Below are 22,545 nucleotides of genomic sequence, written 5' to 3'. Positions count from 1 at the left end.
GTGATTCCCGTCCGGCCACGCCCCTAAAGATCGCGGTCGCGTCCTCCGGCCGATTGTCGTCCCGTTACGTTCCCGGCATCAGTCTAACTCTAAGCCCCGCACAGAAGGGGCGAAGGTCTTACTGGGTTCTTGAAGGGTTAGGGGATGTCCATGCGGGGGCTCAGAGGCTTCCTGGCCGCGTCCGTCTCGGTGCTGCCGTTCGCGGCGCAGGCGCAGCAGGCGGTCACGCTCGGCGAGATCAGTGTGGTGGCGACGACGCCCGTCGGCGTGTCGGCGGGCAACGGCGCGCCGAGCCTGGCGGCGATCGACGGGCCGGGCGGCCCGGTCGCCCAGGTTCCGGCGACGACCCGCCTGCGCGGCGGCGCCCAGCCGCTCTGGAAGATCCCCAGCACGGTCGAGACGGTGACCGCCGCCGACCTGAACTTCGACCGGGCGACCTTCAACGCCGTCGAGACGCTGGCCCGCCGCGTGCCGGGCCTCAACATCTCGGACAGCCAGGGCAACAACAACCGCCTCGACATCAACTATCGCGGCTTCCAGGCCTCGCCGGTGACCGGCGTGCCGCAGGGGCTGGCCGTCTATCAGAACGGCGTGCGCATCAACGAGGCCTTCGGCGACACGGTCAACCTCGACCTGATCCCGCAGGTCGCGATCAACCGGATCGACGTGGTGACCGGCAACCCGGTCTTCGGCCTGAACGCCCTCGGCGGCGCGATCAACATCCAGATGAAGAACGGCTTCACCTGGCAGGGCACCGAGATCACCGCGCTCGGCGGCTCGGACGGCCGCATCGCCGGCTCGCTCCAGTACGGCAAGATGATCGGGCCGTGGAGCTTCTACTTCGCGGGCGACGGCCTGAACGACCGCGGCTGGCGCTACCAGTCGCCGAGCACGATCGGCCGCGTCTACGCCGACCTCGGCTACCGCACCCCGGATTCCGAGTTCCACCTGATCGGCCAGCTCGCGCGCACCTATTTCGGCGCCGCCGCGGCCACCCCGGTCGACTTCACCCACGTCGATCCGCGGGCGATCTTCACCTACCCGCAGACCACCACGACCGAGGTCGGCACGCTGCAGATGACCGGCCGCGTCGACATCTCGCCGACCTGGGACCTGTCCGGCAACGCCTACTTCCGCCGCTTCAGCCAGCGCTACATCGACGGCAACGACGGCGACTTCGAGAACTGCTCGCGCAACTCCTCGTTCCGCGGCCGTCTCTGCTACGAGGACGACGGCTTCGAGCAGGCGCCGGGCCAGAGCCGCAACGCCTTCACCAACCAGTTCCTGATCCTCGGCCGCGGCGCCGGCGCCAACGGCATTCCGTTCACGGCGGGCGTGCCCTACGGCACCCTCGACGTCACCAAGACCGAGGCCACCGGCTACGGCGGCTCGCTCCAGGCGGCCAACCGCGACACGGTGTTCGGGTTCGGCAACAGCTTCGTGGTCGGCGGCTCGATCGACGTGGCGAACTACAGCTACAAGTCGTCGAGCACGCTCGGCGTGATCAACCCGGACCTCAGCGTCACCACGAACCCGGCGAACCCGTTCTACGGCAACATCCCGGGGCTCGGCACCGACTTCATCCGCACGGCGGGCGCGCTCGGCATCGCGCCGAGCTCGGTCACGGGCAACAACCTCTACATGGGCCTCTACACGACCGACACGATCGACCTGACCGACCGGCTCTCGCTCACGGCCGGCGCGCGGCTGAACTTCGCCCGCATCTCCAGCCAGGACCAGACCGGCTTCTCGCCGGACGTGACGGGGACGCACTACTACAGCAAGATCAACCCGCTCGCCGGCCTGACCTACCGGTTCAGCCCCGGGCTGTCGCTCTACGGCGGCTACTCGGAATCGAACCGTGCCCCGACGCCGCTGGAGCTCGCCTGCGCCAACCCGCTGCGGCCCTGCCTGATCCCGAACTCGCTGGTCGCCGACCCGCCGCTCAAGCAGGTCACCGGCCAGACCTACGAGGTGGGCTTCCGCGGCGCGCTGCCGAACTTCTACGACGGCGGCCTGGTGAACTATAAGATCGGCGCCTTCCGCACCGACCTCACCAACGACATCCTGTCGCTCGCCACCCCGGGCAACGCCGCGCGCGGCTACTTCGTGAACGTGCCGGCCACCCGCCGCCAGGGCGTCGAGGTCGGGCTCGAATACGTCTCCGACTGGCTCTCGGTCTACGCCAACTACGCGCTGATCGACGCCACCTTCCGCTTCAACGGCACGCTGTCCTCGCCCAACAACCCGCTCTCGGACGACGGCGCGATCTTCGTGGTGCCGGGCAACAAGGTGCCGCTGATCCCCGACCACCAGTTCAAGGTCGGCTTCGACGTCGAGCTGCTGCCGCGCTGGCGCGTCGGCATGGCGCTGCAGGCCTTCTCGTCCGCCTATTACCGCGGCGACGAGTCGAACCTGAACCGCAAGCTGCCGCCGTGGTACGTGCTGAACCTCAACACGAGCTACCGCGTGAACCCCAACCTCGAGGTGTTCGGCTACGTCACCAACCTGACGAACAACCGCTACAGCAACTTCGGCACGTTCTTCGAGCCGGGCCTCGTGGCCAACCGCTATCCGGTGAACGACCCGCGCACCACGACGCTCGGGCAGCCGCTCTCGGTCTACGGCGGCATCCGCTACACCTTCGGCGAGGCGCCGGTGCCGATGGCCGAGCCGCAGCCGCTGGTGCGCAAGTACTGACGCCACGGTCCAACGACGAACGCAGGAGAGAAGCCCCGCGGACCCCACGGTCCGCGGGGCTTCTCGCGTCAGGGGCCTGCGGCCTCAGGTCTCGGGAACGGGCTCGCGCGACCGTCGATTGCCACGGGCGAACAACGATCCCGAACGAACGAAGACGGAGAGACGCCCGATGCGGATGAGCTATGCCCTGGCCGGCCTGTTGCTGATGACGGCGCCCGCGCTCGCCACGCCCTGCGCCGACGAGATCACCACGCTGGAGAAGCGGCTCGACAGCGCCGGGGCCGCGCAGGTGACGGGCACCGTGCCGCCGGGCGGCCCGGTCTCCTCAAACTCCGACAAGGCCCTCGACAAGGCGCCGGACGTGAAGCCGAGCGACCCCAAGGCCCAGTCGACGGCCGCGGGCGTGAACGAGGCGCGCAAGCTCGTCGAGAAGGCCCGCGCCGAGGACAAGGCCGGCAACGCCGACGCCTGCCGCGACACCATCATGAAGGCCAAGGAGAAGGCCGGCGCCCTGCCGTAGCCGGCGCCGGGCAGCCCCCCGGGCGCCCGCCGACAGATGGAGACGGGCCGCCCGGCTTCCGCCGGGCGGCCCGTCCCGCATGCGCGCTCGCTCAGTACGCGTTCTCGGCCTTGAGCAGGGCGAAGGGGGTGGTCACGAGGATCTGCAGGTCGAACAGCACCGACCAGTTCTCGATGTAGTAGAGGTCGTGCTCGACGCGGCGCTGGATCTTCTCGCTGGTGTCGGTCTCGCCGCGCCAGCCGTTGATCTGGGCCCAGCCGGTGATGCCGGGCTTGACCTTGTGGCGGGCGAAGTAGCCGTCCACCACCTGGTCGTAGAACGTGTTGGCGGCCCGCGCCCCGATCGCGTGCGGGCGGGGCCCGACGAGCGAGAGGTCGCCCTTCAGCACGTTGAAGAGCTGGGGCAGCTCGTCGAGCGAGGTCTTGCGGATGAAGCGGCCGACCGGCGTCACCCGCGGGTCGTCCCGGGTGACTTGGCGCACGGCGGTCGGGTCGCACTGCTCGACATACATCGAGCGGAACTTCAGCACCTCGATGATCTCGTTGTTGAAGCCGTGCCGCTTCTGCCGGAACAGGATCGGCCCGCGCGAGGTGAGCCGCACGGCTGCCGCCACGCCGAGCATCACGGGGGCGAGGCCGACGAGCAGCAGGGCGCCGACGCAGCGGTCGAACACCGCCTTCACCACCACGTCCCAGTCGGCGATCGGCTTGTCGAACACGTCGAGCACCGGCACCGAGCCGAGATAGGAGTAGCTGCGCGGGCGAAGCCGCAGCTTGGTGGCGTGGGCCGAGAGCCGGATGTCGATCGGCAGCACCCAGAGCTTGGCGAGCATCTGCAGGATGCGCGCCTCGGCCGAGATGGGGATCGTGAACACGATGAGGTCGAGCCGGGTGTGGCGAGCATAGGCCACGAGGTCGCTCACCGTGCCGAGCTTGGGGTAGCCCGCCACCACGTCGCCCGAGCGCGCGTCGCCGCGGTCGTCGAAGACGCCGACGACGCGGATGCCGCTCTCCTTCTGGGTCTCCAGGGCGGCGATGAGTTCCTCCGCCGCGGGGCCGCCGCCGACGATGGCGGTGAGCCGGTCGAAGCGCCCCTTGCGGGTCTGGTCGCGGATCACCCGGCCGAGGACGAGGCGGCCCGCGAGCAGCAGGGGCAGGCCCGCCGCGAAGTAGGTGCCGAGCCAGAGCCGCGAGTAGTTGTCGCCGAGCTTCGTCACCAGCAGGACCGCCGCGACGGCGAGGAAGCTCAGCGTCCAGCCGGCGCACAGCGTGACGGCCGACTTGAAGACGTTGCGGAAGGCGGCGATCCGATAGGCGCCCGCGACCTGGAACAGGCCGACCGCGACCGCCGCGACGCCGCCGACGGCGCCCGCGTAGCGCGCCCCGAAGGGCACCGCCCCGCCGAGCAGGACTGCGTGGAGCACGATGCCGAGCGCGACGATCGTCCCGAACTCGGCCATCCGGACGAGCCCGGCGACGACGACCGTCGAGATCGCGCCCGGCGCCACCGGCGCGGCGGTCTCGGCGAGCGGCACGCGCGGCGCCTCCGTCGCGCCGGGCGGGCCCGCCGCCTTCAGGACATCGCGGACATCGAACGCACTCATCGGACGCTTCGCCCCTGCCGCACCCGTCTGGTCATCCGCCGATCCTGCCAGAGCGGCCTATCGGAATGTTTAAGCGGAGGCGGGCCCGCGCCGTCCGGCGGCCGGGGCCGGCCCGCGCGATGCCCGGGCGCGGAAGCCCGCCTCGTAGCCGGAGAGCACGCTCTCGCCCATGCTGCGCATCGAGAAGCGGGCGCGCACGGCCTCGCTCAGCGCGCGGAAGCGGGCCTCGCGCGCGGCCGGCGCCTCGTCGAGCAGGCGGGCGATGGCCTCGGCGAGCGCCAGCGGGTCCCGGGGCGGCACGAGCTCGCCGGCGGCCTCGCCGAAGATCTCCGGGATGCCGCCGACATCCGTGGCGACCAGCGGCTGGGCGGCGGCCGCGGCCTCCAGCACCACGTAGGGAAGCGATTCGGCGAAGGAGGGCACCACCATCACCCGGCCGCGGGCGAGCACCGGGCGGATCGGCTGGGCCGGCTCGAAGGCGACCGCGGCGCCGAGGCCGAGACGGGCGGCCCTGGCCGCCAAGGCCGCCTCGTCCGGGCCGGAGCCCACCATCAGTAGGCTGAGCGGGCGGCCGGCCCCGTGCAGGGCCGCCAGCGCGTCGAGCAGCACCGGCAGGCCCTTGGCCTCGCGCAGCTCGCCCACGTAGACGAGGTCGAACGGGTCGTCCGCCCGGACCACCGGCACGAACTCCGCCTCGTCGATGCCGTTGTGGACGACGCGGGTCACCGTGCGGCCCGCGCCCACATAGGCCCGGTGGCGCCCGGCCACGTAGGCGCTCTCGAACAGGAAGACGTCGGTGCGGCGGGCGAGCAGCGCCTCCACGCCCATGTAGAGCCGGTGCAGCAGGCTGCCGGGCCGGTAGTTGTAGCTGCCGCCGTGCGGGGTATAGGCGCGGATCGGCCCGCCGCCCGGCGCACCGGCCGCGCCGCGCACGGGCGCGAGGCGGGCGTAGACGCCTCCCTTGGCCCCGTGGCCGTGCAGCACCTCGGCGCCGACCGTCTCGGCCCGGCGCGCCACCGCCCGCAGGGCGGCGAGGTCGCCCGGATCGGGATTGCGCCGCATCGGCACGCGCAGCACGCCGAGCGCGAGCTGGGGCGCGAGCTCGGCCAGCGTCCGCTCGGCGCGGGCGCCGCCCGTGCCCGCGTCGCAGATCAGGCCGACCGCGTGGCCGGCCCCCGCCTGGAGGCGCGTCAGATCGACAACGTGCCGGAACAGGCCGCCGACGGGTGCGCGGAAGACGTGCAGGATCCGGCGCGGCGCGCCGGCATCGGGCGAGGTCGGGGACACGGCGCTCTCCTGGCGGCGAGGCCGGCGGTCCGTGCGGCCGGATGCGGGGCCGCACGTCCGCCGGGGACCTGCCCGGCACTCTGCGCCCTGCCCGTGGGCGAGGCCTTAAGCGCCCCCTGGGCCGGCGGGGATTTTCGCCGGCACGGTCAACGGCGCGCTAAGGGACCCTCACGGAACCGTCGCGGCCGCAAGCAGGCGCCTCAGTCCCGCGACGAGTTCGGCCTCCTGGACCGGCTTCTCGATGCGCGGCTTGGCGCCGTAGCCGGGCAGGCGCGCGACGCGCACGTCCCCCGTGACGAACAGGTAGGGTACGCCGAGCGCGTCGAGCCGGTCGGCGAGGGGATAGACCGTGCCGCCGAGGCCGACATCGAGATTGATGTCGAGGACGGCGGCATCGGGCACGCGCGGGCCGATCAGCCCGAGCGCCTGCTCGACCCGGGCCGCGGGCCCGATCACGCGCGCGCCGGCCGCGCGCAGCCACCGCTCCAGCTCCATCGCGACCACGTAGTCGTCCTCGACCAGCAGGACGTGCAGGCCGGCGAGCGGTGGGCGGGCGTCGGTCATGGAAGGTCCCCGGGGGCGTGAGCGGGCGAAGGCTGCCACCGCGGGGGGCATGGACAACAAACTGGATCAAGGATCCGGCCGGGGCATCGCCGATCCGGCGCCGGCCTGTCGGGAGGGCCCGGCAGGGAACCCGGGAGAGGCGTTACGGCGCGGCGCTGCGCGGCGCCGCGGAGGCCGGCTGATGGTCGGTCGGCCCGGTGCGCAGGAAGGTGAGAACGATGCCGGCGACGCTCAGGAAGAGGGCGGCGGCGAAGATGACGAACAACCAGCGGGGCATGGATGCACACCTAGCGTGCGGCGCCCCGCCGGCGAGAGGCGTTGCGAACCCGATGGGCAGGCGGGCGGCCGGAGCCGCCCGTGCGAGGTCCGGGACGAGGCCGGGGATCGGGTGGGGATCAGGCGGCCTTCCGGCGCCCGCCCGCCTCGCGCTCGGCGAGGGCGCCGGGGCGTCCGAGGCCGATCTGCTTGGCCAGCGCCGAGCGCTGGGCGGCGTAGGCGGGAGCGACCATGGGGTAGTCGTCGGGCAGGCCGTAGCGCTGGCGGTAGGCGCGCGGGTCGAGGCCGTGGGTGGTGAGGTGGCGCTTGAGCGTCTTGTAGGTCTTGCCGTCGATGAAGCTGATCAGCCCCTCGTCGGTGACCGACTTGCGGATCTGGGCGGGGCTCGGCTTCTCGACCGGCGCCTCGACCTCGGCGGCCGCCGGGGCGGCCCCGCTCAGGCGCAGCAGGGCCGCGTGCACGCCCGCGATCAACCCGCCCAGCTCGGCCGCCGGCACGGAGTTGTTCGACACGTAGGCCGATACGATGTCGCCCGTCAGCACGACGATGTCCGGGGTCCGGCCCGGCAATTCTTCTGTCATTTCTTGATGTCCTAGGAGAAGCCCCTCAGGGTCTAAGAACACGGATTACATGGAGAGATCAAGGCGTATCGCGCACAGTACCCAAGCAGACCACGCGCCTCTGGCGGAAGCAGACGCAAGATTCCGGGCCTGTTCTTCATGCCGCCGACGCAAATGCCAGCCGCCCTTTGCCCGTCCGGGAGCTGGCACGAACCGCGAGGCGCCCTGTTGGGTGCGTCGCAGCACGGCGCGGCGCCCACCGGCCCGCCATCCTGTCGGCATGCCGGGGCGGCGGTCTTCCGCGGCCCCGTCCCCGCGCCCAATCCCCCGATCCCCGCCCGATCCCCCCGATCCCCTTGTCCGAAAGGATCTCCCGCGACGTGACGAAGACCAGGACCCTCGCGCTCGCCCTTCCAGCCACCTCCGCCACCGCGTTCAGCCTCAGATACGAGCGGCCGCAGCGGCGCGCGGCTCCGGCCGCGCCCTTCACCGTCGCGCCGACGGCCGGCCCCGGCGTGCACGACCGGAGCGGCCACGAGCACTGCGCCGCGCGCTCGGCCGCGGAGGGCAACGCCAGCCAGCAGGCACGGACCGTGAAGCAGTACGGCCAGACCGCCGGCGGCCACAGCTGCTGAACCCGGCCCCTGCGGCCGATTGTGCGGCGCGGCAACCGTCTCGCAACGCGGCACGTTCGCTTAACGGCGGCCCGGCCGGGGCCGACCGGACGACACCCCCGGACACCAGAACGGAGAACCCCGAGATGCTCAGCAAGGCGTTCACCTACGCGATGATCGGCGTCTTCTCCTGCGGGCTGATCGCGACCATCGTCGGATCGGCCGACGTTCTGATGAGCGTCAACTGACCCGCGGCCCCCGTCGCCTCGCACGCCGCCCCGGGGTTCGCCCCGGGGGCCGCGGCGGATGTCGGGGCCCCCGCGCGTCCGCGCGGCGTCGGGGGCCGGCCGTTAACCGGCCCTTTACCATCGTTAACCAAACCTGATCCCTCCGGATCGAACCGCACGTTGCGGCGCCCCGGGCGAGGACGGGGCACTGCGATGGAACCGACGAGAAAGCTGCACTGGGAGCGTCCGGCCGGCCTCGCCGCCGAGCCGCATCGATCCGATCCGCTCATCAGCCTCGTGCGCCTCGTCAGGCCGCCGGCCGGCGCGGCCGAGATGCCGCCGCCGGTCTCCCCGGAGGATTGGAGCGGCCTCATCGACCGGGTGCGCGGGGCCGCGTCGCGGGCGCGCGAGGCCGAGGCGCAGGCGCTCGAGCGCGAGCAGCAGATGCAGGACCTGATGCGGCACGCCCGCGCGGAGGCCGAGGCCGCCGAGGCGCGGGTGCGCGCGGCCGAGATCCGGGCCGCGGCCGCCGAGGCGCGGGCCGAGATCCGCGTGAAGGAGTCCGAGATGCGGGCGGAGCAGGCCGAGGCGCGCGCCCGCGCGGCCGAGGACTGGCTGTTGCGGATCCACGAGACCATCGCCAGCGAGTTCGCCCAGTTCGGCGGGGAGGAGACCCGATGAGAGAGGCCGCGGAACGCCGTGTCGCGCCCGTCGGCGGGCTGACGCCGCTCCAGCGCCTCGTCGCGCCGGGAGACCACGAGCGGATCGTCCGGATCTTCGGCGCCGAGGCGGCGGCGGGGATGCGGGCGGACCTCCCCGAATCGGTCGATGCGGCCGACGCGGAGGCCGAGCCCGACTGGCCGGCCGCGATCCAGCTCATCCGCGACGCGGGCGGGCGGATCCGGCAGGCGCGGGTGGGCGCCGAGGAGGCGACGCGCCGCGCCCACGCCCTCGTCGGCCGCAGCGCCCGGGACGCGGAGGCCGCCGAGCAGCGCGCCCGCGCGGCCGAGGAAGCGACCGAGGCCGCGCTGCGCCGCGCCGAGCAGGCCGAGGCGGCCCGCACCGCCGCAGAGGCCGCTGCCGCCGCCGCGGAGGCTACGGCCGTCGCCGCGGAGGCCGCTGCGGCCGCCGCCGAGGCGCGCGCGTGCCGGGCCGATGAGGATGCGGCCGCCGCCCGCGCGGCGGAGGCCGAGGCGCGGCTCTGGCTCCGCCGCCTCCTCGCCTGCCTGAAGACCGAGTTCGCCGAGACGTCCGACGCGCCGGACGCGCGGGACTGACACCGTTTCCGGCTGACTGCTTCGACCGCGTGCGGTGAACCGCGCCATGCCCCCTCTCCCATAGGGAGAGGGTTGGGGTGAGGGGTATGACCTCACAGGACAGCGCTCGACATCGACGCGCGTTCAGCGCCGCGCCGCGTTTTGCAGCCTCATACCCCTCACCCGGCTCTCTGCGAAAGCAGACCTCTCCCTACGGGAGAGGGGACCCGCGCTTCGTTCCGAGACGATGCGTTAGACCGAACCCAGGATGCGTCGTGCAGCGAGCACCGGAGCGACCGACCGGGGGCGGCTCCAACCTCTCGTATCGAGGCGCTCCCCTGCACCGAACCGGTGCCCGCTTCGGCGCAAGAGAGCGCTCTAGGGCCGCACCGGTGCCTCGGGCTCAGGGGGGATCGGGCGCGGCCGGCCCGCCTCGTCGATGGCCACGAAGGTGAAGGTCGCCGCCGTCACCCGCTCGCGGATCTGGGTGCAGAAGCGGCGGGCCCAGGCCTCGACGGCGATCTTCATCGAGGTGCGGCCGACCTGAACGACGCGCGTGTAGACGCAGAGCACGTCGCCGACCCGCACCGGGCGGATGAAGGTCATCGCGTCGAGCGCGACCGTGACGACGCGCCCCTGGGCCCGGTCGACCCCCGCGATGCCGCCGGCCTGATCCATCTGCGAGAGAACCCAGCCGCCGAAGATGTCGCCGTTGGCGTTGGTGTCGGCCGGCATCGCGATGGTGCGGACCGTGAGGTCGCCGCGCGGCTGCTCCGCGGCCTCGCCGCCCTCCGGCATCCGCGGCCCGCTCAGGGCATCAGGCCGCCGAGCTTCAGCCCGGCAGCCAGGAAGATCGCGAGGGCGCAGACGTAGCATTCGAGCGGCACGTGCCGCCACAGGTCCGGCAGACGTGACGCCTCGCGGGTCGCGGCTCTGTTCACGGGGCTGTCCTCCGAAGCGGCCGATCTGTCGCCGGCCGGCTTGAGCGCCGAGACTAGCCCAACCCGGACGACGCCGGAAGGGCGCGATCCGGGTCCCGTTCGAGGGATCGCGGCCGACCTCGCGGTCCGGGACGAACCGCGGCACCGCGGTAGGAATTCCTAAATAGACCCCGTGCCACCTTGCCGGGCGGGAGGCCACTGGGATGTCCGTGAAGCGCGTCACCGTCGATATCCTGCCGCGCAGCCGGGCGATCCGCTGGCTGGCCGGCTCCGGGGCGGCCGTGCAGCCGGACATCCAGGCCCGGCTCCTGGGCGCGTTCATCGTGCCGCTCTCGTCCGCGGCGATGGGCCTGTGCACGGGGGTCGGCCTCAAGGTCGTGGCCGTCGCGCGCCATCCCGAGGCGGTCTTCCTCTGGCTCATCGGCGCCGAGTGCCTGATCTTCCTCCTGCGGGCCGGCCTCGATTACGCCACCGCGCGGGCCGAGGCGCGCGGGCGTGCCATCCCCCTCGACGCCTACTGCGCGCTGGGGCTCGCGTGGTCCACGAACATCGGCCTCTCCGCCGCGCTCTGCTTCGCGACCGACGACCCCGTTCTCCATGTGCTCGCCCCCGCCATCGTGATGGGCATCGTCAGCGGCGTCGTGATGCGCGACAACGGGGCGCCGCGCTACCTCGTCGCGCTGATCCTGCTGTGCAGCATGCCCCTGATGGTCGCGGCCCTGGTCGACAACGAGCCGTGGTTCCGGATCCTGCTGGTGCTGGTGCCGGTCTTCGTCCTCTCGACCATCCTGAAGGTCTTCGAGCTGCACCAGCTCTATCTCGCGGCGCTCCTGGCCGAGCGCGCCAGCGAGCGGCGCGCGACCCACGACGCGCTCACGGGGCTGTACAACCGCGCCGGGCTGATGACCGCACTCGGCCGCATCCTGCAGCGCTGCGGCAGCGAGCGCTTCGCGCTGCTGTACCTCGACCTCGACGGCTTCAAGGCGATCAACGACCGCTACGGACACGCCGCGGGCGACCAGCTCCTCCAGGCCGCGGCGACGCGGATCGGCGCGGCGGTGCCGTCGGCCTGCGTCGCGGCGCGCCTCGGCGGCGACGAGTTCGTCGTCCTCGCGCCCGATTGCGGTGCGGCGGAGGCCGAGAGCCTCGGCGCGGCGGTGATCGCGGCGGTGGCCCAGCCCTACGACCTCGCGGGCGGCGCGGCGCGGGTCGGCGTGAGCATCGGCATCGCCTGCGCGGAGGCCGGCTTCAGCGCCGAGGACGTCCTCGCCCGCGCGGACGCCGCGCTCTACCGGGCCAAGGCGGGCGGCAAGGGCCGCTGGGCGCACGCGCCCGCGCGGTCCGAGGCCGCCTGAACGGTCCGCCGCGCCGCCCGAGGGACGCGGCGGCCGGCGTTCTCAGTAATAGAAGCGGCGCGGGCCGTAGAAGCGCGGGCCGCCGTAGAACCGGCGCGGGCCGTAGAACCGGCGCGGACCGTAGAAGCGGCGCGGGCCGTAGAACCGGCGGCCGTAATAGGGCCGCCGGTAATAGCCGCGCGGGCCGTAATAGTACTGCGCCTTCTCGGCGACCGGGGCAGCCCCGGCGGCGACCAGGGCGGCGTCGGGCCCGACCGGGGCGGCCGAAGCCCCCTGCGGCGCGGCCGCCGCGAAGCCCAGGACCAGCAGGGCGGCCAAAAGCAGTTTCCTCAACACGTTCACAGCTCCTCGGTGACGGAGGTTCGAGCGGGAGATACGGCCCGACGCCGCGAAACGCCCGGACCGGCCGGAACGTTGCACGGTTCGCCCGCCGGACGGGCGTCAGGCGATCCGGGTGGTCATGTCGACGGTCGGTGCGGCGCCGCTCTGCTTCACCAGGGCGATGCCGTGCTCGCAATCCTCCCGGCGGGCATAGCCCTCCGCGGAATCGGCCACGACGTTGCCGTTCTGCACACGCAGACGCCACCGCCACTGGCCACCCGCATCCCGATACAGCTCGAACCGCATGGTCTGGCCGGGGCTCCCTTCACGTTCGACAGGGGGAGAGATGGCGCGGGGCGCGGCCGGGGCCAGCCCCCCCGGGAAACGCGAAACGCCGCCCCGACAGGCGGGGCGGCGCTGCGCTACGTAGTCCGACGCGGCAGGATCAGGAGCGCGGGGCGCGCTCCAGCCAGCCGATGGCGCGGCCCTCGCCCCCGCCCTGCGGACGGTTGCCCCGCCGCGCCTGGCCGGCGGCCGGACGGCCGTCGTGGCGCGGGGCCGCGGCCTGCGGGCGGGCGCCGTGGGGACGCTCGGCATGCGGGCGCGCCGCACGGTCCTGGCGCGGATCCTCGCGGCGACCCTGCTGGGGACGCCCCTGCGGCGGCCGGCCCTGGCGGCCCGGCTCGCCCGCCGGACGCCCGCCCCCCGGGCGGCCCTGGGCGCCGGGCTGCTGGCCCTGGCGCTGCTGGCCCTGGCGCTGCTGGCCCGGACGTCCGCCGCCGCGCTGCTGGGGCCGCTCGGGGCGGCGCTCCTCGGAGGCCGCGATCTCGGCGGCCTCCTGGCGGGTCGGCGGGGTGAAGCCCTCGGGGAAGCCCGCGACCGGCACCTTCTGGCGGGTCAGGCGCTCGATGTCGCGCAGGTAGGCCTTCTCCTCGTCGTTGCAGAACGAGATGGCGAGCCCGTCGGCGCCGGCGCGCGCGGTGCGGCCGATGCGGTGGACGTAGCTCTCCGGCACGTTCGGCAGGTCGAAGTTGACGACGTGGGAGACGCCCTCGACGTCGATGCCGCGGGCGGCGATGTCGGTGGCCACCAGCACCCGGCAGGAGCCGTCGCGGAAGGCGGCGAGCGCCCGCTCGCGCTGGGGCTGCGACTTGTTGCCGTGGATCGCCGCGCCGACGATCCCGACCTTGTCGAGGCCGCGCACCACGCGGTCGGCGCCGTGCTTGGTGCGGGTGAAGACCAGCACGCGGTCGATCTTCGGGTCGCGCAGGATGTGGCCGAGCAGCGCCTGCTTGGCACCCGTGTGGACGAACATCACCTGCTGCTCGACGCGCTCGGCGGTGGTGGCGACCGGCGTCACCGCGACCTGGACCGGATCGGAGAGGTACTGCTCGGCGAGTCCCGCGATGTTCTTCGGCATGGTGGCCGAGAAGAACAGGCTCTGGCGCTTGGCCGGCAGCATCCGCACGATGCGCTTGAGGGCGTGGATGAAGCCGAGGTCGAGCATCTGGTCGGCCTCGTCGAGGACGAGGATCTCGACGCCCTCCAGCGTCAGCGCGCGCCGGTCGACGAGGTCGATCAGGCGGCCCGGGGTGGCGACGAGGATGTCGACGCCCGGCGCCAGCGCCCGCTCCTGGCGGCCGATGGTGACGCCGCCGAACACCACGGTGCTGGTGAAGGGCAGGTGGCGGCCGTAATCGGCGAAGGAATCGGCGATCTGGTTGGCGAGCTCGCGGGTCGGCGAGAGCACCAGCACCCGGCATCCGCGGCGCGGGGCGCGGCGGTCCGAGAGGGCGAGCCGGTGCAGGATCGGCAGCGCGAAGGCCGCGGTCTTGCCGGTGCCGGTCTGGGCGATGCCGCAGAGGTCGCGGCCCGCCATGGCCGGCGGCAGGGCCTGCGTCTGGATCGGCGTGGGGGTCTGGTAGCCGGCCTCCTCGAGCGCCCGCAGCACGGGCTGGGCGAGGCCGAAATCGGTGAACTGGGTCAAGTCGGATGTCTCGTTGCAGCAGGACCGTCCGGCGCGGCTCGTGGAGCGGCGCGAATCGGCTTGGCGGTCCCTGGAGCAGGAGGCTGCCCGCGTGATGGGGCGGCCCGGGTGCATGCACGAATGAAGAGGGGGGCCGGAGCCTCCAGGCCGCCTCGGGCGGTCCCGCGATTCCGTCACGCAGCCCCCTCAAGCGGACCCTTGTCGGCCGCTGACGCTGCAGTGCCGATATGCGGTCCCGCAGGTGCGAAGTCAATGGCCGCGCCGACGGACGACGTCGACGGGCCGTAGCGACGGGCCGTGCCGTCCCGTTCCGGCAAGTCGGCGCACGCATCACCCGAACGTGATCGTAATCCTCGCCCCGTATCACAATCGGGCCGCACGCCCGGACCAGTGTCCGCGCCGTGTAACCGCGCGATCCGGGACATCGACCTCATGACGACCTTCTCGGTGTCTTGGACGGACGCGACCGGGGCGGGCGCCAACGCGAACGCCGTGCTGCGGACGCTGCAGGCCGCGGCCGATTCCTGGGCGCGCACCCTCCAGGGCTACGGCACCATCGAGATCGGGGTTCGGGTCAGCGAGGCCTCCGGCAACACCATCGCGACAGGCGGGTCGAGCTACTACTGGACCGGCCGCGCCTACGAATCCGTGCCGATGATCGAGATCCGCACGGGCAGCGACCCGAACGGCCAGAGCCCCGACATCAACGTCACGGTCAGCTCCGCCTACATCGACTCGCTGTTCTACGACCCGTCCGGCCAGCAGGCTGTGCCGTCGAGCCAGCTCGACGCGCTCTCGGTCTTCACGCACGAGGTCGGGCACGGGCTCGGCATCCTCTACCTCGGCGACAGCACCTACGCGGCCAACGTCCGGGCGGGCAGCACCCCGACCTTCGTCGGCGGCAACGCCGTGCGGGCGAACGGCGGCCCGGTGCCGCTCGATGCCGGCGAGGGCCACGTCACGGTGGCGGGCGACCTGATGACCCCCACCATCTCGGCCGGCACGCGCCGCCCGATCAGCGACCTCGACCTCGCGATCCTGCAGGATATCGGCGCGCCGATCGCGACCGCGCGGGCCGACGCCGTCACGCTGGGGGCGCGCAACGACACCTTCACGGCGCTCGCCGGCGACGACACGGTGACGGGCGGCGACGGCGCGGACGTGATCTACGGCAACCAGGGCGGCGACGTGCTCTACGGCAACCTCGGCGCCGACCGTCTCTTCGGCGGGCAGGACGACGACAGCGTGTTCGGCGGCCAGGACGCGGACGTGGTCTACGGCAACCAGGGCGCGGACGCCGTCTACGGCAATCTCGGCGACGACACCCTGTTCGGGGGCCAGGGCGACGACACGCTCTACGGCGGCCAGGGCGACGACGTGCTCAACGGCAATCTCGGCAACGACGTCCTCATCGGCAACCTGGGTGCCGACCGCTTCGTGTTCGGCGCGAATTCCGGTGCCGACCTGATCCTCGGCTTCAGCCAGGCGCAGGGCGACCGGCTGGTGCTCTCGGGCCAGAGCTACACGCTCGGCTCAGCCGCCGACGGCGACGCCCTGCTCGCGCTCTCGGGCGGCGGCACGGTGCAGCTCGACGGCATCACCGCGGCGCAGTTCGGCGCGGCGTATCTGGTCTGATACGCGCCCCGGTCGCGGGGTTCGACCGTGTCAGGGGAACCGCGACCGGCCCCCTCACGGCCCGCGCTTCGGCCCGAGACGATGCGCCCGCCCGAACCCGTCGACCGGAGGCCGTCCGAGGCGCGACGTCACGCCCCCTCGTCGAAGCGGCTGCGGAAGAACACCTCGCGGCCGGCCCCGTCGATCACCCGCACGGCCTCGGCGGGCTCGCCCGCGCGCTGGGGTACCCGGGCGCGGGCGAAGAGCCGCAGCGCCCGCTCCTCGGCCCCGGCCTGGTCCTCGACCCGCACCGAGACGCGGGAGAGAACGGGGTCGGCCTCGGTGCGGGCCGGGGCGCCCAGGATCTCGATGTGGAAGGTCTCGCGCGCGCTCAATCGGTCCGCCGGGTCAGGGGAAGGGTCGGGGGGAGGCACCGGACGGGTTTCCGGGCCGTGCCGCATGAGATAGGCGCTCCCCATGAACCCGCTCAAGGCCGGACTGATCGTCCTCATCTGCCTGATCCTGCTCTGGCTCGGCGTGCGGCTCGCCCGCCGCGCCATCGATCTCGGCATCGCGGCGGGCTACGAGGCCGAGCGGCGGCGCCGGGAGGAGGACGACCCCCGGCCCTGAGGCCAGTCCCGGTCCGCCCGATGGCGGCCCGGCCCCCGCGGCGGCCCGCTCCGGCGGCCTCCCCCGTGCCCGAAGCCGCGGCGGAGGGCTCGCTAGAGTTCGGCAAAACGTATCCTAGAATGGATTAAAGAGAATCGGAAACCGGCATAGGATCCGCGCCCTATCGAACCGCGCGCATCCGTATCCATGACGTCCTCCCCCGCCGCCCTACTTGGCGGATCGCTGCACCTGATCGAGGATCTCGGCCTGCGCGGGAGCTGGCGCTGGACCTTCGGCGACGATGCCCAGACCTGGTCTCCCGGATTGTACCGGATGCTCGGTCTCACGCCGGACGACCCGGCGCCGCGCTACGACCGCCTGCGCGCGATGGCGCACCCGGAGGACCGTGACCGGCTCGCGACCCCCGCCCAGGTACGGGACGGCGACCTCCGGGCGGAGCACAGCTTCCGCATCGTCCGCCCGGACGGGACCGTCCGCCTGCTCGCGGCCCGCCACGAGGTCGAGCGCGCGCCCGATGGACGGCCGCGCGCTGTCGCGGGCGACCTCGTCAACGCGCTGGAGCGGCACCGCCTGGCCGGCATCATCGAGGCCGAGAGCCGGCTCCACGCCGCCCTGCACGCCCGGACCGGCGTGCTCTTCTTCAGGGTCGGGCAGGACCTGAGCTTCGCGTTCCAGCCGGAGGCGGAACTGGTGAGCGGCGTACCCCTGGCGGAGTTCAACGCGGACCCCTTCGTCCACGCCCTGCCGGGGGAGCGCGCGCGGCTCCTCGGCAAGGCCGCGGAGTATCGGGTGAGCGGCCGGATCTTCCGGGACACGAACCTCTGGCGCAGGCCCGACGGGCAGGCCGGCCGGGTGGGCATCCTCGTCGTCCCGTTCCGCAACGCCGCGGGTGCCGTCGATGGCGGCCAGGGCCTGCAATACCCGATCCCGGATACGCATTTCCAACTCCCGGCCGGCATCCGCGAGGCCCTCGAGGAGGCGGTGGTCGGCTCTCACCTGCGCGCGGCCCGGGCCCTGCTCGACTGGTCCATGACGGTGCTGGCCGAGGCGAGCGGCGTGTCCCTGTCCACGGTCCGGCGCCTGGAGGAGGACGGGGGGCTCCACGGCGAGCGCTCGCGCCGCCGGGTCGTCGCGGCGCTGCGCCGGGCCGGCATCCGCTTCACGCTGTTGGAGGACGGGGTCATCGCCGTCTCCCGGCACTGAGAGCGGGCGGCGCGGCGGGGGCCGGTCAGCCCGGGAAGCCGCCCGTCTGCCGCAGCGCCTCGCCGGCCAGCATCGCGGCGGCGACCGCGACGTTGAGCGAGCGCATCCCGGCCCGGATCGGCACCACCACCCGGGCGTCGGCGGCCGCGTGCACCGCCTCGGGGACGCCGGCCGATTCGCGGCCCATCAGCAGGCAGTCGCCGTCCCGGAAGGCGAGATCCGTGTAGGGCAGGGCGCCCGCCGTGGTGGCGAGGACGAGGCGGATCTTTTCCGCGCGCCGCCAGTCGTCGAAGGCGTCCCACGAGCGGTGCCGGGTCAGCGCGACGTGGTCGAGATAGTCGAGGCCCGAGCGGCGCAGGTGCCGGTCCGAGACGTCGAAGCCCGCCGGCTCGATGATCTCGACGGCGAGCCCGAGGCAGGCCGCCATGCGCAGCAGCGTGCCGGTGTTCTGCGGGATGTCGGGCTGGTAGAGGGCGAGGCGGAGCATGATCGTGCGCGGGGCGGGCGCGCAGGGCAGGGCTGCGCGCCCGCGGCATCGCCCCGCGCTTGGCCCGCGGTCAAGCGCGCTTACCTAAGGAGGCCCCGCCCCAGCTCCCGTGACCCTGATGTTCCTCGACTGGCTCGAGCGCCGCATCGACCCGTTCGCGCCCTTCGAAGAGGGGCGCATGCCGCCCCGGACGGTGCTCGGCTTCGCGCGCTTCTACCTCCACCCGATCCGCTGGGCGCTCTTCGCCCTGTTCGTGATCGCCGTGATCGCCGGCACGGTGGAGGCCTCGCTCTACCTCGTGATGCGCTGGTTCGTGGATCTGCTGGCCGGCGCCGACCGCGCCACCGTGCTCGCCGACCACGCCCTCGGCATCGGCCTTGCGCTCGTGCTCGTCGCGGTGGTGCGCCCCGTGACGATCTGGCTGCACGAGGTGCTGTCGAACCAGCTCGTGGTGCCGCAATCGACCAACCAGATCCGCTGGCGGGCGCACCTCTACACGCTCGGGCACGCGCTCTCCTACTTCCAGGGCGACTTCGCGGGGCGGCTCGCCAACCGGGTCGTGCAGGTCGGGCCGGCGGTGCGCGAACTCGCGGTCGTGTTCATCGACACGCTGCTCTACGTGGCGATCTACGCGGTGACCGCGGTCGGGCTGTTCGGCTCGATCTCGCTCTGGCTGGCGCTGCCGGTGGTGATCTGGGTCGCGGCCTATGCGGGGCTCACCGCCTGGTTCGTGCCGCGCGCCCGGGCCCGCTCGCACCGCACCGCCGACACCCGCTCGACCCTGATCGGGCGCGTGGTGGACAGCTACACCAACATCCTCACGGTCAAGCTCTTCGCCCGCGACCGCGAGGAGCGCGCCGCCGTGCGCGAGGCGGTGGACGTGCACACCAGGGCCTACCTGCACCAGTTCCGGCTGGTGACGTGGACGACGACGCTGCTGGGCCTCCTCAACAGCGCGCTCCTGATCGCGACGGGCACCGCCTCGCTGCTCCTCTGGCAGCGCGGCGCGATGAGCACCGGCGAGGCTTCCGCCGGGCTGGCGCTGGTGCTGCGCCTCATCGCCATGTCGGGCTGGGTGATGCAGACGGTGCGCGGCGTGTTCGAGAACGTCGGCGTGATCCAGGAGAGCATGCAGACGATCAGCCGGCCGCACGCGCTCACCGACGCGCCCGGCGCGGGCACGCTCGCGGTCGCGGGCGGCGGCGTCCGCTTCGAGGGGGTCGGCTTCCATTACGGGCGCGGCGACGCCAACGTGATCGAGGATCTCTCGCTCGCTATCCGCCCGGGCGAGAAGGTCGGGCTGGTCGGCGTCTCGGGGGCGGGCAAGAGCACCATCGCGTCGCTGCTGCTGCGGCTCCACGACGTCGAGAGCGGGCGCATCCTCGTCGATGGGCAGGACATCGCCGGGGTGACGCAGGATTCCCTGCGCGGCGCCATCGCGATGGTGAGCCAGGACACCTCGCTGCTGCACCGCTCGATCCGCGACAACATCGCGTACGGGCGCCCCGACGCCACCGACGCCGAGGTCGCGCGCGCCGCCCGCCTGGCGCATGCCGACGGCTTCATCGCCGACCTCGTCGATCACAAGGGACGGCGCGGCTACGACGCGCAGGTGGGCGAGCGCGGTGTGAAGCTCTCGGGCGGCCAGCGCCAGCGCATCGCCATCGCCCGCGTCATCCTGAAGGACGCGCCGATCCTGATCCTCGACGAGGCGACCTCGGCCCTCGACAGCGAGGTCGAGGCCGCGATCCAGGAGGCGCTCGACACGCTGATGCAGGGCAAGACGGTGCTGGCCATCGCCCACCGCCTCTCCACCATCGCGGCGCTCGACCGGCTGATCGTGATCGACCGCGGCCGCATCGTGGAGGAGGGGACCCACGCCGAGCTGGTGGCCCGCGGCGGGCTCTACGCCCGGCTCTGGGCGCGCCAGTCCGGCGGCTTCCTGCCCGACCGCGACGGCGAGGCGCCCCGGCGACACGTTTCCGACGCCTTGGGCGGCTAGGGACACCCCATATCATCGGGTGCGGCAGGGCCGCGCCCGCCTCCTGTCTGAAGAGATCGTTCCATGCCGGCACTCGACCTCGCGGGGTTCCCCGCGCGGGAAGGGGCCCCGTTGCACCGCCCCTGGCTCCGGGAACTGCGCGCGACGCTCGCGCTCTCGGGGCCCCTCGTGCTCATCAACCTCGCCCAGCACGGCCTGATCATGGCCGACGTGGTGATGCTCGGGCGCCTGGGCGCGGAGCAGCTCGCCGCGGCGACGCTGGCGCACGGGCTCTACTTCATCCTGTTCATCGGCGGGATCGGGCTCACCAGCACGGTGGCGCCGCTGATCGCCGAGGCGCTCGGGCGCGAGGCCGGCGCGACCGATCCGGTGCGCCGGACCCTGCGGGCGGGCTTCTGGGCGGCGACGCTCATCGCCGCGCCCATGATGGTGCTGCTCTGGTACACCGGCCCGCTGCTCGCCGCGATCGGCGAGCCGCCCGCGCTCGCCGAGGCCGCGGGCGCCTACATGCGCGTGCTGCAATGGGCGATGTGGCCGGCCCTGCTCTTCATGGCCTTGCGCGGCGCGCTCGCCGCCCTGGAGCGGCCGGGCTGGGCGCTCGCCGCCAGCCTCGCGGCGCTGCCGCTCAACGTCGCGCTCGGGGTCTGGCTCGCCTTTCCGGCGAGCGGCGGGTTGCCCGCCGGGCGCGATCTCGGCATGGCGGGCGTCGGCCTCGCCACCGTGGCGGCGGCGAGCTTCAGCCTCGTGCTGCTCGTCGCGGTGGTGCTCTGCGACGCCAGACTGCACCGCTACCGGCTGTTCCACCGGCTCTGGCGGTTCGACGCGGCGCTGCTGGCCCGCGTCTTCCGCCTCGGCCTGCCGATCGTGGCGACCGGGCTCGCCGAGGCCGGCCTGTTCGAGGCGGCGGCGCTCGGCATGGGCCTGTTCGGCGCGACCCAGCTCGCCGCGCACGCGGTGGCGATCCAGATCGCGGCCTTCTGCTTCATGGTGCCGAACGGCGTCGCGCAGGCCGCGACCGTGCGGGTGGGGCTCGCCTACGGGCGGCGCGACGGCGCGGGCGTGCGCCGGGCCGGCCTGGTGGCGGTCGGGCTCGCCTTCGTCTTCATGGTGCTCTGCGCCACGACCCAGCTCGCGGTGCCCGGGTTCCTGACCGGCCTGTTCCTCGATCCCGCCGCGCCCGCCAACGCGGGCGTGCTGCCGGTGGCCGCCGCCTTCATCGGCTTCGCGGCGCTCTTCGCGGTGGCCGACGGCGTGCAGTCGGTCTGCCTCGGCATGCTGCGCGGCCTGCAGGACACGAAGGTGCCGATGTGGGTCGCGCTCGGCGGCTACTGGGGCCTCGGCGTGCCGCTCGGCGCCTGGCTCGCCTGGGGGGCGGGGATGGAGGGCTACGGCATCTGGACGGGGTTCTGCGCCGGGCTGTTCGCGGTGGCGGCGCTCCTCGTCCTGCGCTGGCGCCGGCTGACCACGGGCCTCCTGCCGCGGCCGGCGGCGGCCGTTCGTTGAAGCGGAGGCCGTAAGGGCTTCCCGCTCCCCGCGTGCTCTCCCTCCCCCCTCTGCGGGGGAGGGAGATGTCGCGCGACCGAAGCCCGCGGGCTACATCTCGCCGCGCTTGCCCACCGCGATGCGGGAGGAGCCCGGCCCCTGCCTTGACTTCGGGCGACGGGCGGTCGCATTGCACAGTTTAGAACGATCGTGCTGTGGTCCCCTCCGCGGATCACCGGCCCCGCACGCGCGCGGGCTGCACGCTCGGCCGGCACGGTGAAAACACCCGCACTTCTTGGGAGGCACGAGACCTTGGCGAACACGACTGCCGCCGCGCCCGCCGGCGCCGCCCCGCAGGAGGGCACCCGCCGGGACTTCCTCTTCCTGGCCACCGGGGCCGGCCTCGCGGTCGGCGCAGGCGCCGTGGCCTGGCCCTTCGTCGCCTCGATGGCGCCGGACGCCGCCACCATCGCGGCCGGCGCGCCGCTCGAGGTCGATCTCTCGCCGATCACCGACGGCCAGATCGTCAACGTGTTCTGGCGCGGCAAGCTGATCTTCGTGCGCAAGCTCACGGAGAAGGAGATCACCGACATGAAGGCCGTGCCGGTCGGGCAGTTGATCGACCCGGCCGCCGCCGACACCCGCGTCAAGAAGGGCCACGAGCAGTGGCTCGTCGTCTACGGCAACTGCACGCATCTGGGCTGCGTGCCGATCGGGCATTCCGGCAATTTCGAGGGCTGGTCCTGCCCCTGCCACGGCTCGCAGTTCGACGCGCTCGGGCGCGTGCGCCGCGGCCCCGCCCCGATCAACCTGCCGATCCCGCCCTACGCCTTCCAGTCGGATACCAAGATCCGCATCGGCGAGGAGGGCGGCAAGGCCGCCGCGTGACGAGAAGAGGCTGAGAGCCCCCGGAGGA

24 protein-coding genes are annotated in these 22,545 nt (G+C 73.2%); 12 read left to right on the top strand and 12 right to left on the bottom strand.

Annotation, left to right across the window (positions count from 1 at the left end):
* Positions 1–150: 150 nt before the first annotated feature.
* Together MFF56_RS10505 and MFF56_RS10500 are read left to right on the top strand one after the other, a co-directional pair.
* On the top strand, positions 151–2,700 hold the full coding sequence (locus tag MFF56_RS10505; protein WP_373324045.1) for a TonB-dependent receptor: 2,550 nt from the start codon (positions 151–153) through the stop codon (positions 2,698–2,700).
* Positions 2,701–2,869: 169 nt separating this feature from the next.
* Positions 2,870–3,220 (top strand): hypothetical protein, encoded by a 351-nt coding sequence (locus MFF56_RS10500; RefSeq protein ID WP_066925848.1) that lies wholly within the window; start codon positions 2,870–2,872, stop codon positions 3,218–3,220.
* Positions 3,221–3,311: 91 nt separating this feature from the next.
* On the opposite strand, the gene MFF56_RS10495 is transcribed toward MFF56_RS10500, so the two are convergent.
* The 5 genes from MFF56_RS10495 to MFF56_RS10480 all read right to left on the bottom strand — a co-directional run bounded on the left by MFF56_RS10495 (position 3,312) and on the right by MFF56_RS10480 (position 7,531).
* Positions 3,312–4,823: an undecaprenyl-phosphate glucose phosphotransferase gene (locus tag MFF56_RS10495; RefSeq protein WP_238229990.1), complete on the bottom strand. Its 1,512-nt coding sequence runs from the start codon at positions 4,821–4,823 to the stop codon at positions 3,312–3,314.
* Between the two features lie 69 nt (positions 4,824–4,892).
* The gene (locus MFF56_RS10490) at positions 4,893–6,110 is read right to left on the bottom strand and encodes a glycosyltransferase family 4 protein (protein WP_066921792.1); all 1,218 of its coding nucleotides are present in this window, start codon (positions 6,108–6,110) and stop codon (positions 4,893–4,895) included.
* A 168-nt stretch (positions 6,111–6,278) separates the two neighbouring features.
* Positions 6,279–6,674, bottom strand: coding sequence for a response regulator (locus MFF56_RS10485; RefSeq protein ID WP_066921790.1), 396 nt, complete (start codon positions 6,672–6,674; stop codon positions 6,279–6,281).
* Positions 6,675–6,816: 142 nt separating this feature from the next.
* On the bottom strand, positions 6,817–6,951 hold the full coding sequence (locus MFF56_RS32110; RefSeq protein WP_280949071.1) for a hypothetical protein: 135 nt from the start codon (positions 6,949–6,951) through the stop codon (positions 6,817–6,819).
* A gap of 118 nt (positions 6,952–7,069) precedes the next feature.
* Complete coding sequence (locus MFF56_RS10480; RefSeq protein ID WP_238229989.1) at positions 7,070–7,531, bottom strand: Ros/MucR family transcriptional regulator; 462 nt, start codon at positions 7,529–7,531, stop codon at positions 7,070–7,072.
* A gap of 359 nt (positions 7,532–7,890) precedes the next feature.
* Here MFF56_RS10480 and MFF56_RS10475 point away from each other — a divergent pair, with 359 nt between their 5' ends.
* From MFF56_RS10475 to MFF56_RS10465, 3 genes are all read left to right on the top strand, one after another.
* Entirely contained in the window at positions 7,891–8,145 is a 255-nt protein-coding gene (locus MFF56_RS10475) for a hypothetical protein (RefSeq protein WP_238229988.1), read from the top strand.
* Between the two features lie 419 nt (positions 8,146–8,564).
* Positions 8,565–9,032, top strand: coding sequence for a hypothetical protein (locus MFF56_RS10470; protein WP_066924511.1), 468 nt, complete (start codon positions 8,565–8,567; stop codon positions 9,030–9,032).
* Positions 9,029–9,628 carry a hypothetical protein gene (locus MFF56_RS10465; RefSeq protein ID WP_238229987.1) on the top strand — a complete coding sequence of 200 codons (600 nt, stop codon included), beginning with the start codon at positions 9,029–9,031 and terminating at the stop codon, positions 9,626–9,628. The genes MFF56_RS10470 and MFF56_RS10465 overlap by 4 nt, the downstream gene beginning before the upstream one ends.
* A 357-nt stretch (positions 9,629–9,985) precedes the next feature.
* On the opposite strand, the gene MFF56_RS10460 is transcribed toward MFF56_RS10465, so the two are convergent.
* A complete protein-coding gene (locus MFF56_RS10460) occupies positions 9,986–10,405 on the bottom strand; it encodes an acyl-CoA thioesterase (protein ID WP_066918561.1) in 420 nt (139 codons plus the stop codon).
* Positions 10,406–10,416: 11 nt separating this feature from the next.
* Positions 10,417–10,548 (bottom strand): hypothetical protein, encoded by a 132-nt coding sequence (locus MFF56_RS32105; protein WP_280949051.1) that lies wholly within the window; start codon positions 10,546–10,548, stop codon positions 10,417–10,419.
* A 203-nt stretch (positions 10,549–10,751) separates the two neighbouring features.
* Here MFF56_RS32105 and MFF56_RS10455 point away from each other — a divergent pair, with 203 nt between their 5' ends.
* On the top strand, positions 10,752–11,903 hold the full coding sequence (locus MFF56_RS10455) for a GGDEF domain-containing protein (RefSeq protein WP_066918563.1): 1,152 nt from the start codon (positions 10,752–10,754) through the stop codon (positions 11,901–11,903).
* A 42-nt stretch (positions 11,904–11,945) separates the two neighbouring features.
* Here the strand turns inward: MFF56_RS10455 and MFF56_RS10450 are convergent, their stop codons facing one another.
* The 3 genes from MFF56_RS10450 to MFF56_RS10440 form a co-directional block, all read right to left on the bottom strand.
* Entirely contained in the window at positions 11,946–12,239 is a 294-nt protein-coding gene (locus MFF56_RS10450; protein ID WP_066918565.1) for a hypothetical protein, read from the bottom strand.
* Between the two features lie 105 nt (positions 12,240–12,344).
* Positions 12,345–12,530 carry a YegP family protein gene (locus MFF56_RS10445; RefSeq protein WP_238229986.1) on the bottom strand — a complete coding sequence of 62 codons (186 nt, stop codon included), beginning with the start codon at positions 12,528–12,530 and terminating at the stop codon, positions 12,345–12,347.
* A 139-nt stretch (positions 12,531–12,669) separates the two neighbouring features.
* Positions 12,670–14,211 (bottom strand): DEAD/DEAH box helicase, encoded by a 1,542-nt coding sequence (locus tag MFF56_RS10440; RefSeq protein WP_238229985.1) that lies wholly within the window; start codon positions 14,209–14,211, stop codon positions 12,670–12,672.
* Between the two features lie 432 nt (positions 14,212–14,643).
* Between MFF56_RS10440 and MFF56_RS10435 the strand changes: the two genes are divergently transcribed.
* Entirely contained in the window at positions 14,644–15,846 is a 1,203-nt protein-coding gene (locus MFF56_RS10435) for a calcium-binding protein (protein ID WP_066925280.1), read from the top strand.
* Positions 15,847–15,974: 128 nt separating this feature from the next.
* Here MFF56_RS10435 and MFF56_RS10430 read toward each other — a convergent pair whose 3' ends face one another.
* The gene (locus MFF56_RS10430) at positions 15,975–16,220 is read right to left on the bottom strand and encodes a hypothetical protein (RefSeq protein WP_066925283.1); all 246 of its coding nucleotides are present in this window, start codon (positions 16,218–16,220) and stop codon (positions 15,975–15,977) included.
* Positions 16,221–16,302: 82 nt separating this feature from the next.
* Here MFF56_RS10430 and MFF56_RS10425 point away from each other — a divergent pair, with 82 nt between their 5' ends.
* The gene (locus MFF56_RS10425) at positions 16,303–16,455 is read left to right on the top strand and encodes a hypothetical protein (protein ID WP_156453901.1); all 153 of its coding nucleotides are present in this window, start codon (positions 16,303–16,305) and stop codon (positions 16,453–16,455) included.
* Positions 16,456–16,641: 186 nt separating this feature from the next.
* The gene (locus MFF56_RS10420) at positions 16,642–17,658 is read left to right on the top strand and encodes a PAS domain-containing protein (protein ID WP_066925287.1); all 1,017 of its coding nucleotides are present in this window, start codon (positions 16,642–16,644) and stop codon (positions 17,656–17,658) included.
* Between the two features lie 25 nt (positions 17,659–17,683).
* Here the strand turns inward: MFF56_RS10420 and MFF56_RS10415 are convergent, their stop codons facing one another.
* Positions 17,684–18,145, bottom strand: coding sequence for a tRNA (cytidine(34)-2'-O)-methyltransferase (locus tag MFF56_RS10415; protein ID WP_066925290.1), 462 nt, complete (start codon positions 18,143–18,145; stop codon positions 17,684–17,686).
* Positions 18,146–18,263: 118 nt separating this feature from the next.
* Here MFF56_RS10415 and MFF56_RS10410 point away from each other — a divergent pair, with 118 nt between their 5' ends.
* The 3 genes from MFF56_RS10410 to petA all read left to right on the top strand — a co-directional run bounded on the left by MFF56_RS10410 (position 18,264) and on the right by petA (position 22,517).
* Entirely contained in the window at positions 18,264–20,147 is a 1,884-nt protein-coding gene (locus tag MFF56_RS10410) for an ABC transporter ATP-binding protein (RefSeq protein ID WP_066925308.1), read from the top strand.
* Between the two features lie 63 nt (positions 20,148–20,210).
* Positions 20,211–21,650: an MATE family efflux transporter gene (locus MFF56_RS10405; protein WP_066925293.1), complete on the top strand. Its 1,440-nt coding sequence runs from the start codon at positions 20,211–20,213 to the stop codon at positions 21,648–21,650.
* Between the two features lie 291 nt (positions 21,651–21,941).
* Positions 21,942–22,517, top strand: coding sequence for a ubiquinol-cytochrome c reductase iron-sulfur subunit (gene petA / locus MFF56_RS10400; protein ID WP_066925296.1), 576 nt, complete (start codon positions 21,942–21,944; stop codon positions 22,515–22,517).
* Positions 22,518–22,545 lie beyond the last annotated feature (28 nt).

The organism is Methylobacterium hispanicum (assembly GCF_022179285.1).
Lineage (GTDB): Bacteria > Pseudomonadota > Alphaproteobacteria > Rhizobiales > Beijerinckiaceae > Methylobacterium > Methylobacterium hispanicum.
Note: the sequence above shows the minus strand (reverse complement) of the source record. Positions and strands in the feature narration are given on the sequence as shown.

What these genes read in the sequence shown, in the direction of transcription:
- MFF56_RS10505 (WP_373324045.1), top strand. Translation starts at nt 151, where the DNA reads ATGCGGGGGCTCAGAGGCTTCCTGGCCGCGTCCGTCTCGGTGCTGCCG.
- MFF56_RS10500 (WP_066925848.1), top strand. Translation starts at nt 2,870, where the DNA reads ATGCGGATGAGCTATGCCCTGGCCGGCCTGTTGCTGATGACGGCGCCC.
- MFF56_RS10495 (WP_238229990.1), bottom strand. Translation starts at nt 4,823, where the DNA reads ATGAGTGCGTTCGATGTCCGCGATGTCCTGAAGGCGGCGGGCCCGCCC.
- MFF56_RS10485 (WP_066921790.1), bottom strand. Translation starts at nt 6,674, where the DNA reads ATGACCGACGCCCGCCCACCGCTCGCCGGCCTGCACGTCCTGCTGGTC.
- MFF56_RS32110 (WP_280949071.1), bottom strand. Translation starts at nt 6,951, where the DNA reads ATGCCCCGCTGGTTGTTCGTCATCTTCGCCGCCGCCCTCTTCCTGAGC.
- MFF56_RS10480 (WP_238229989.1), bottom strand. Translation starts at nt 7,531, where the DNA reads ATGACAGAAGAATTGCCGGGCCGGACCCCGGACATCGTCGTGCTGACG.
- MFF56_RS10470 (WP_066924511.1), top strand. Translation starts at nt 8,565, where the DNA reads ATGGAACCGACGAGAAAGCTGCACTGGGAGCGTCCGGCCGGCCTCGCC.
- MFF56_RS10465 (WP_238229987.1), top strand. Translation starts at nt 9,029, where the DNA reads ATGAGAGAGGCCGCGGAACGCCGTGTCGCGCCCGTCGGCGGGCTGACG.
- MFF56_RS10460 (WP_066918561.1), bottom strand. Translation starts at nt 10,405, where the DNA reads ATGCCGGAGGGCGGCGAGGCCGCGGAGCAGCCGCGCGGCGACCTCACG.
- MFF56_RS10455 (WP_066918563.1), top strand. Translation starts at nt 10,752, where the DNA reads ATGTCCGTGAAGCGCGTCACCGTCGATATCCTGCCGCGCAGCCGGGCG.
- MFF56_RS10445 (WP_238229986.1), bottom strand. Translation starts at nt 12,530, where the DNA reads ATGCGGTTCGAGCTGTATCGGGATGCGGGTGGCCAGTGGCGGTGGCGT.
- MFF56_RS10435 (WP_066925280.1), top strand. Translation starts at nt 14,644, where the DNA reads ATGACGACCTTCTCGGTGTCTTGGACGGACGCGACCGGGGCGGGCGCC.
- MFF56_RS10425 (WP_156453901.1), top strand. Translation starts at nt 16,303, where the DNA reads ATGAACCCGCTCAAGGCCGGACTGATCGTCCTCATCTGCCTGATCCTG.
- MFF56_RS10420 (WP_066925287.1), top strand. Translation starts at nt 16,642, where the DNA reads ATGACGTCCTCCCCCGCCGCCCTACTTGGCGGATCGCTGCACCTGATC.
- MFF56_RS10415 (WP_066925290.1), bottom strand. Translation starts at nt 18,145, where the DNA reads ATGCTCCGCCTCGCCCTCTACCAGCCCGACATCCCGCAGAACACCGGC.
- MFF56_RS10410 (WP_066925308.1), top strand. Translation starts at nt 18,264, where the DNA reads ATGTTCCTCGACTGGCTCGAGCGCCGCATCGACCCGTTCGCGCCCTTC.
- MFF56_RS10405 (WP_066925293.1), top strand. Translation starts at nt 20,211, where the DNA reads ATGCCGGCACTCGACCTCGCGGGGTTCCCCGCGCGGGAAGGGGCCCCG.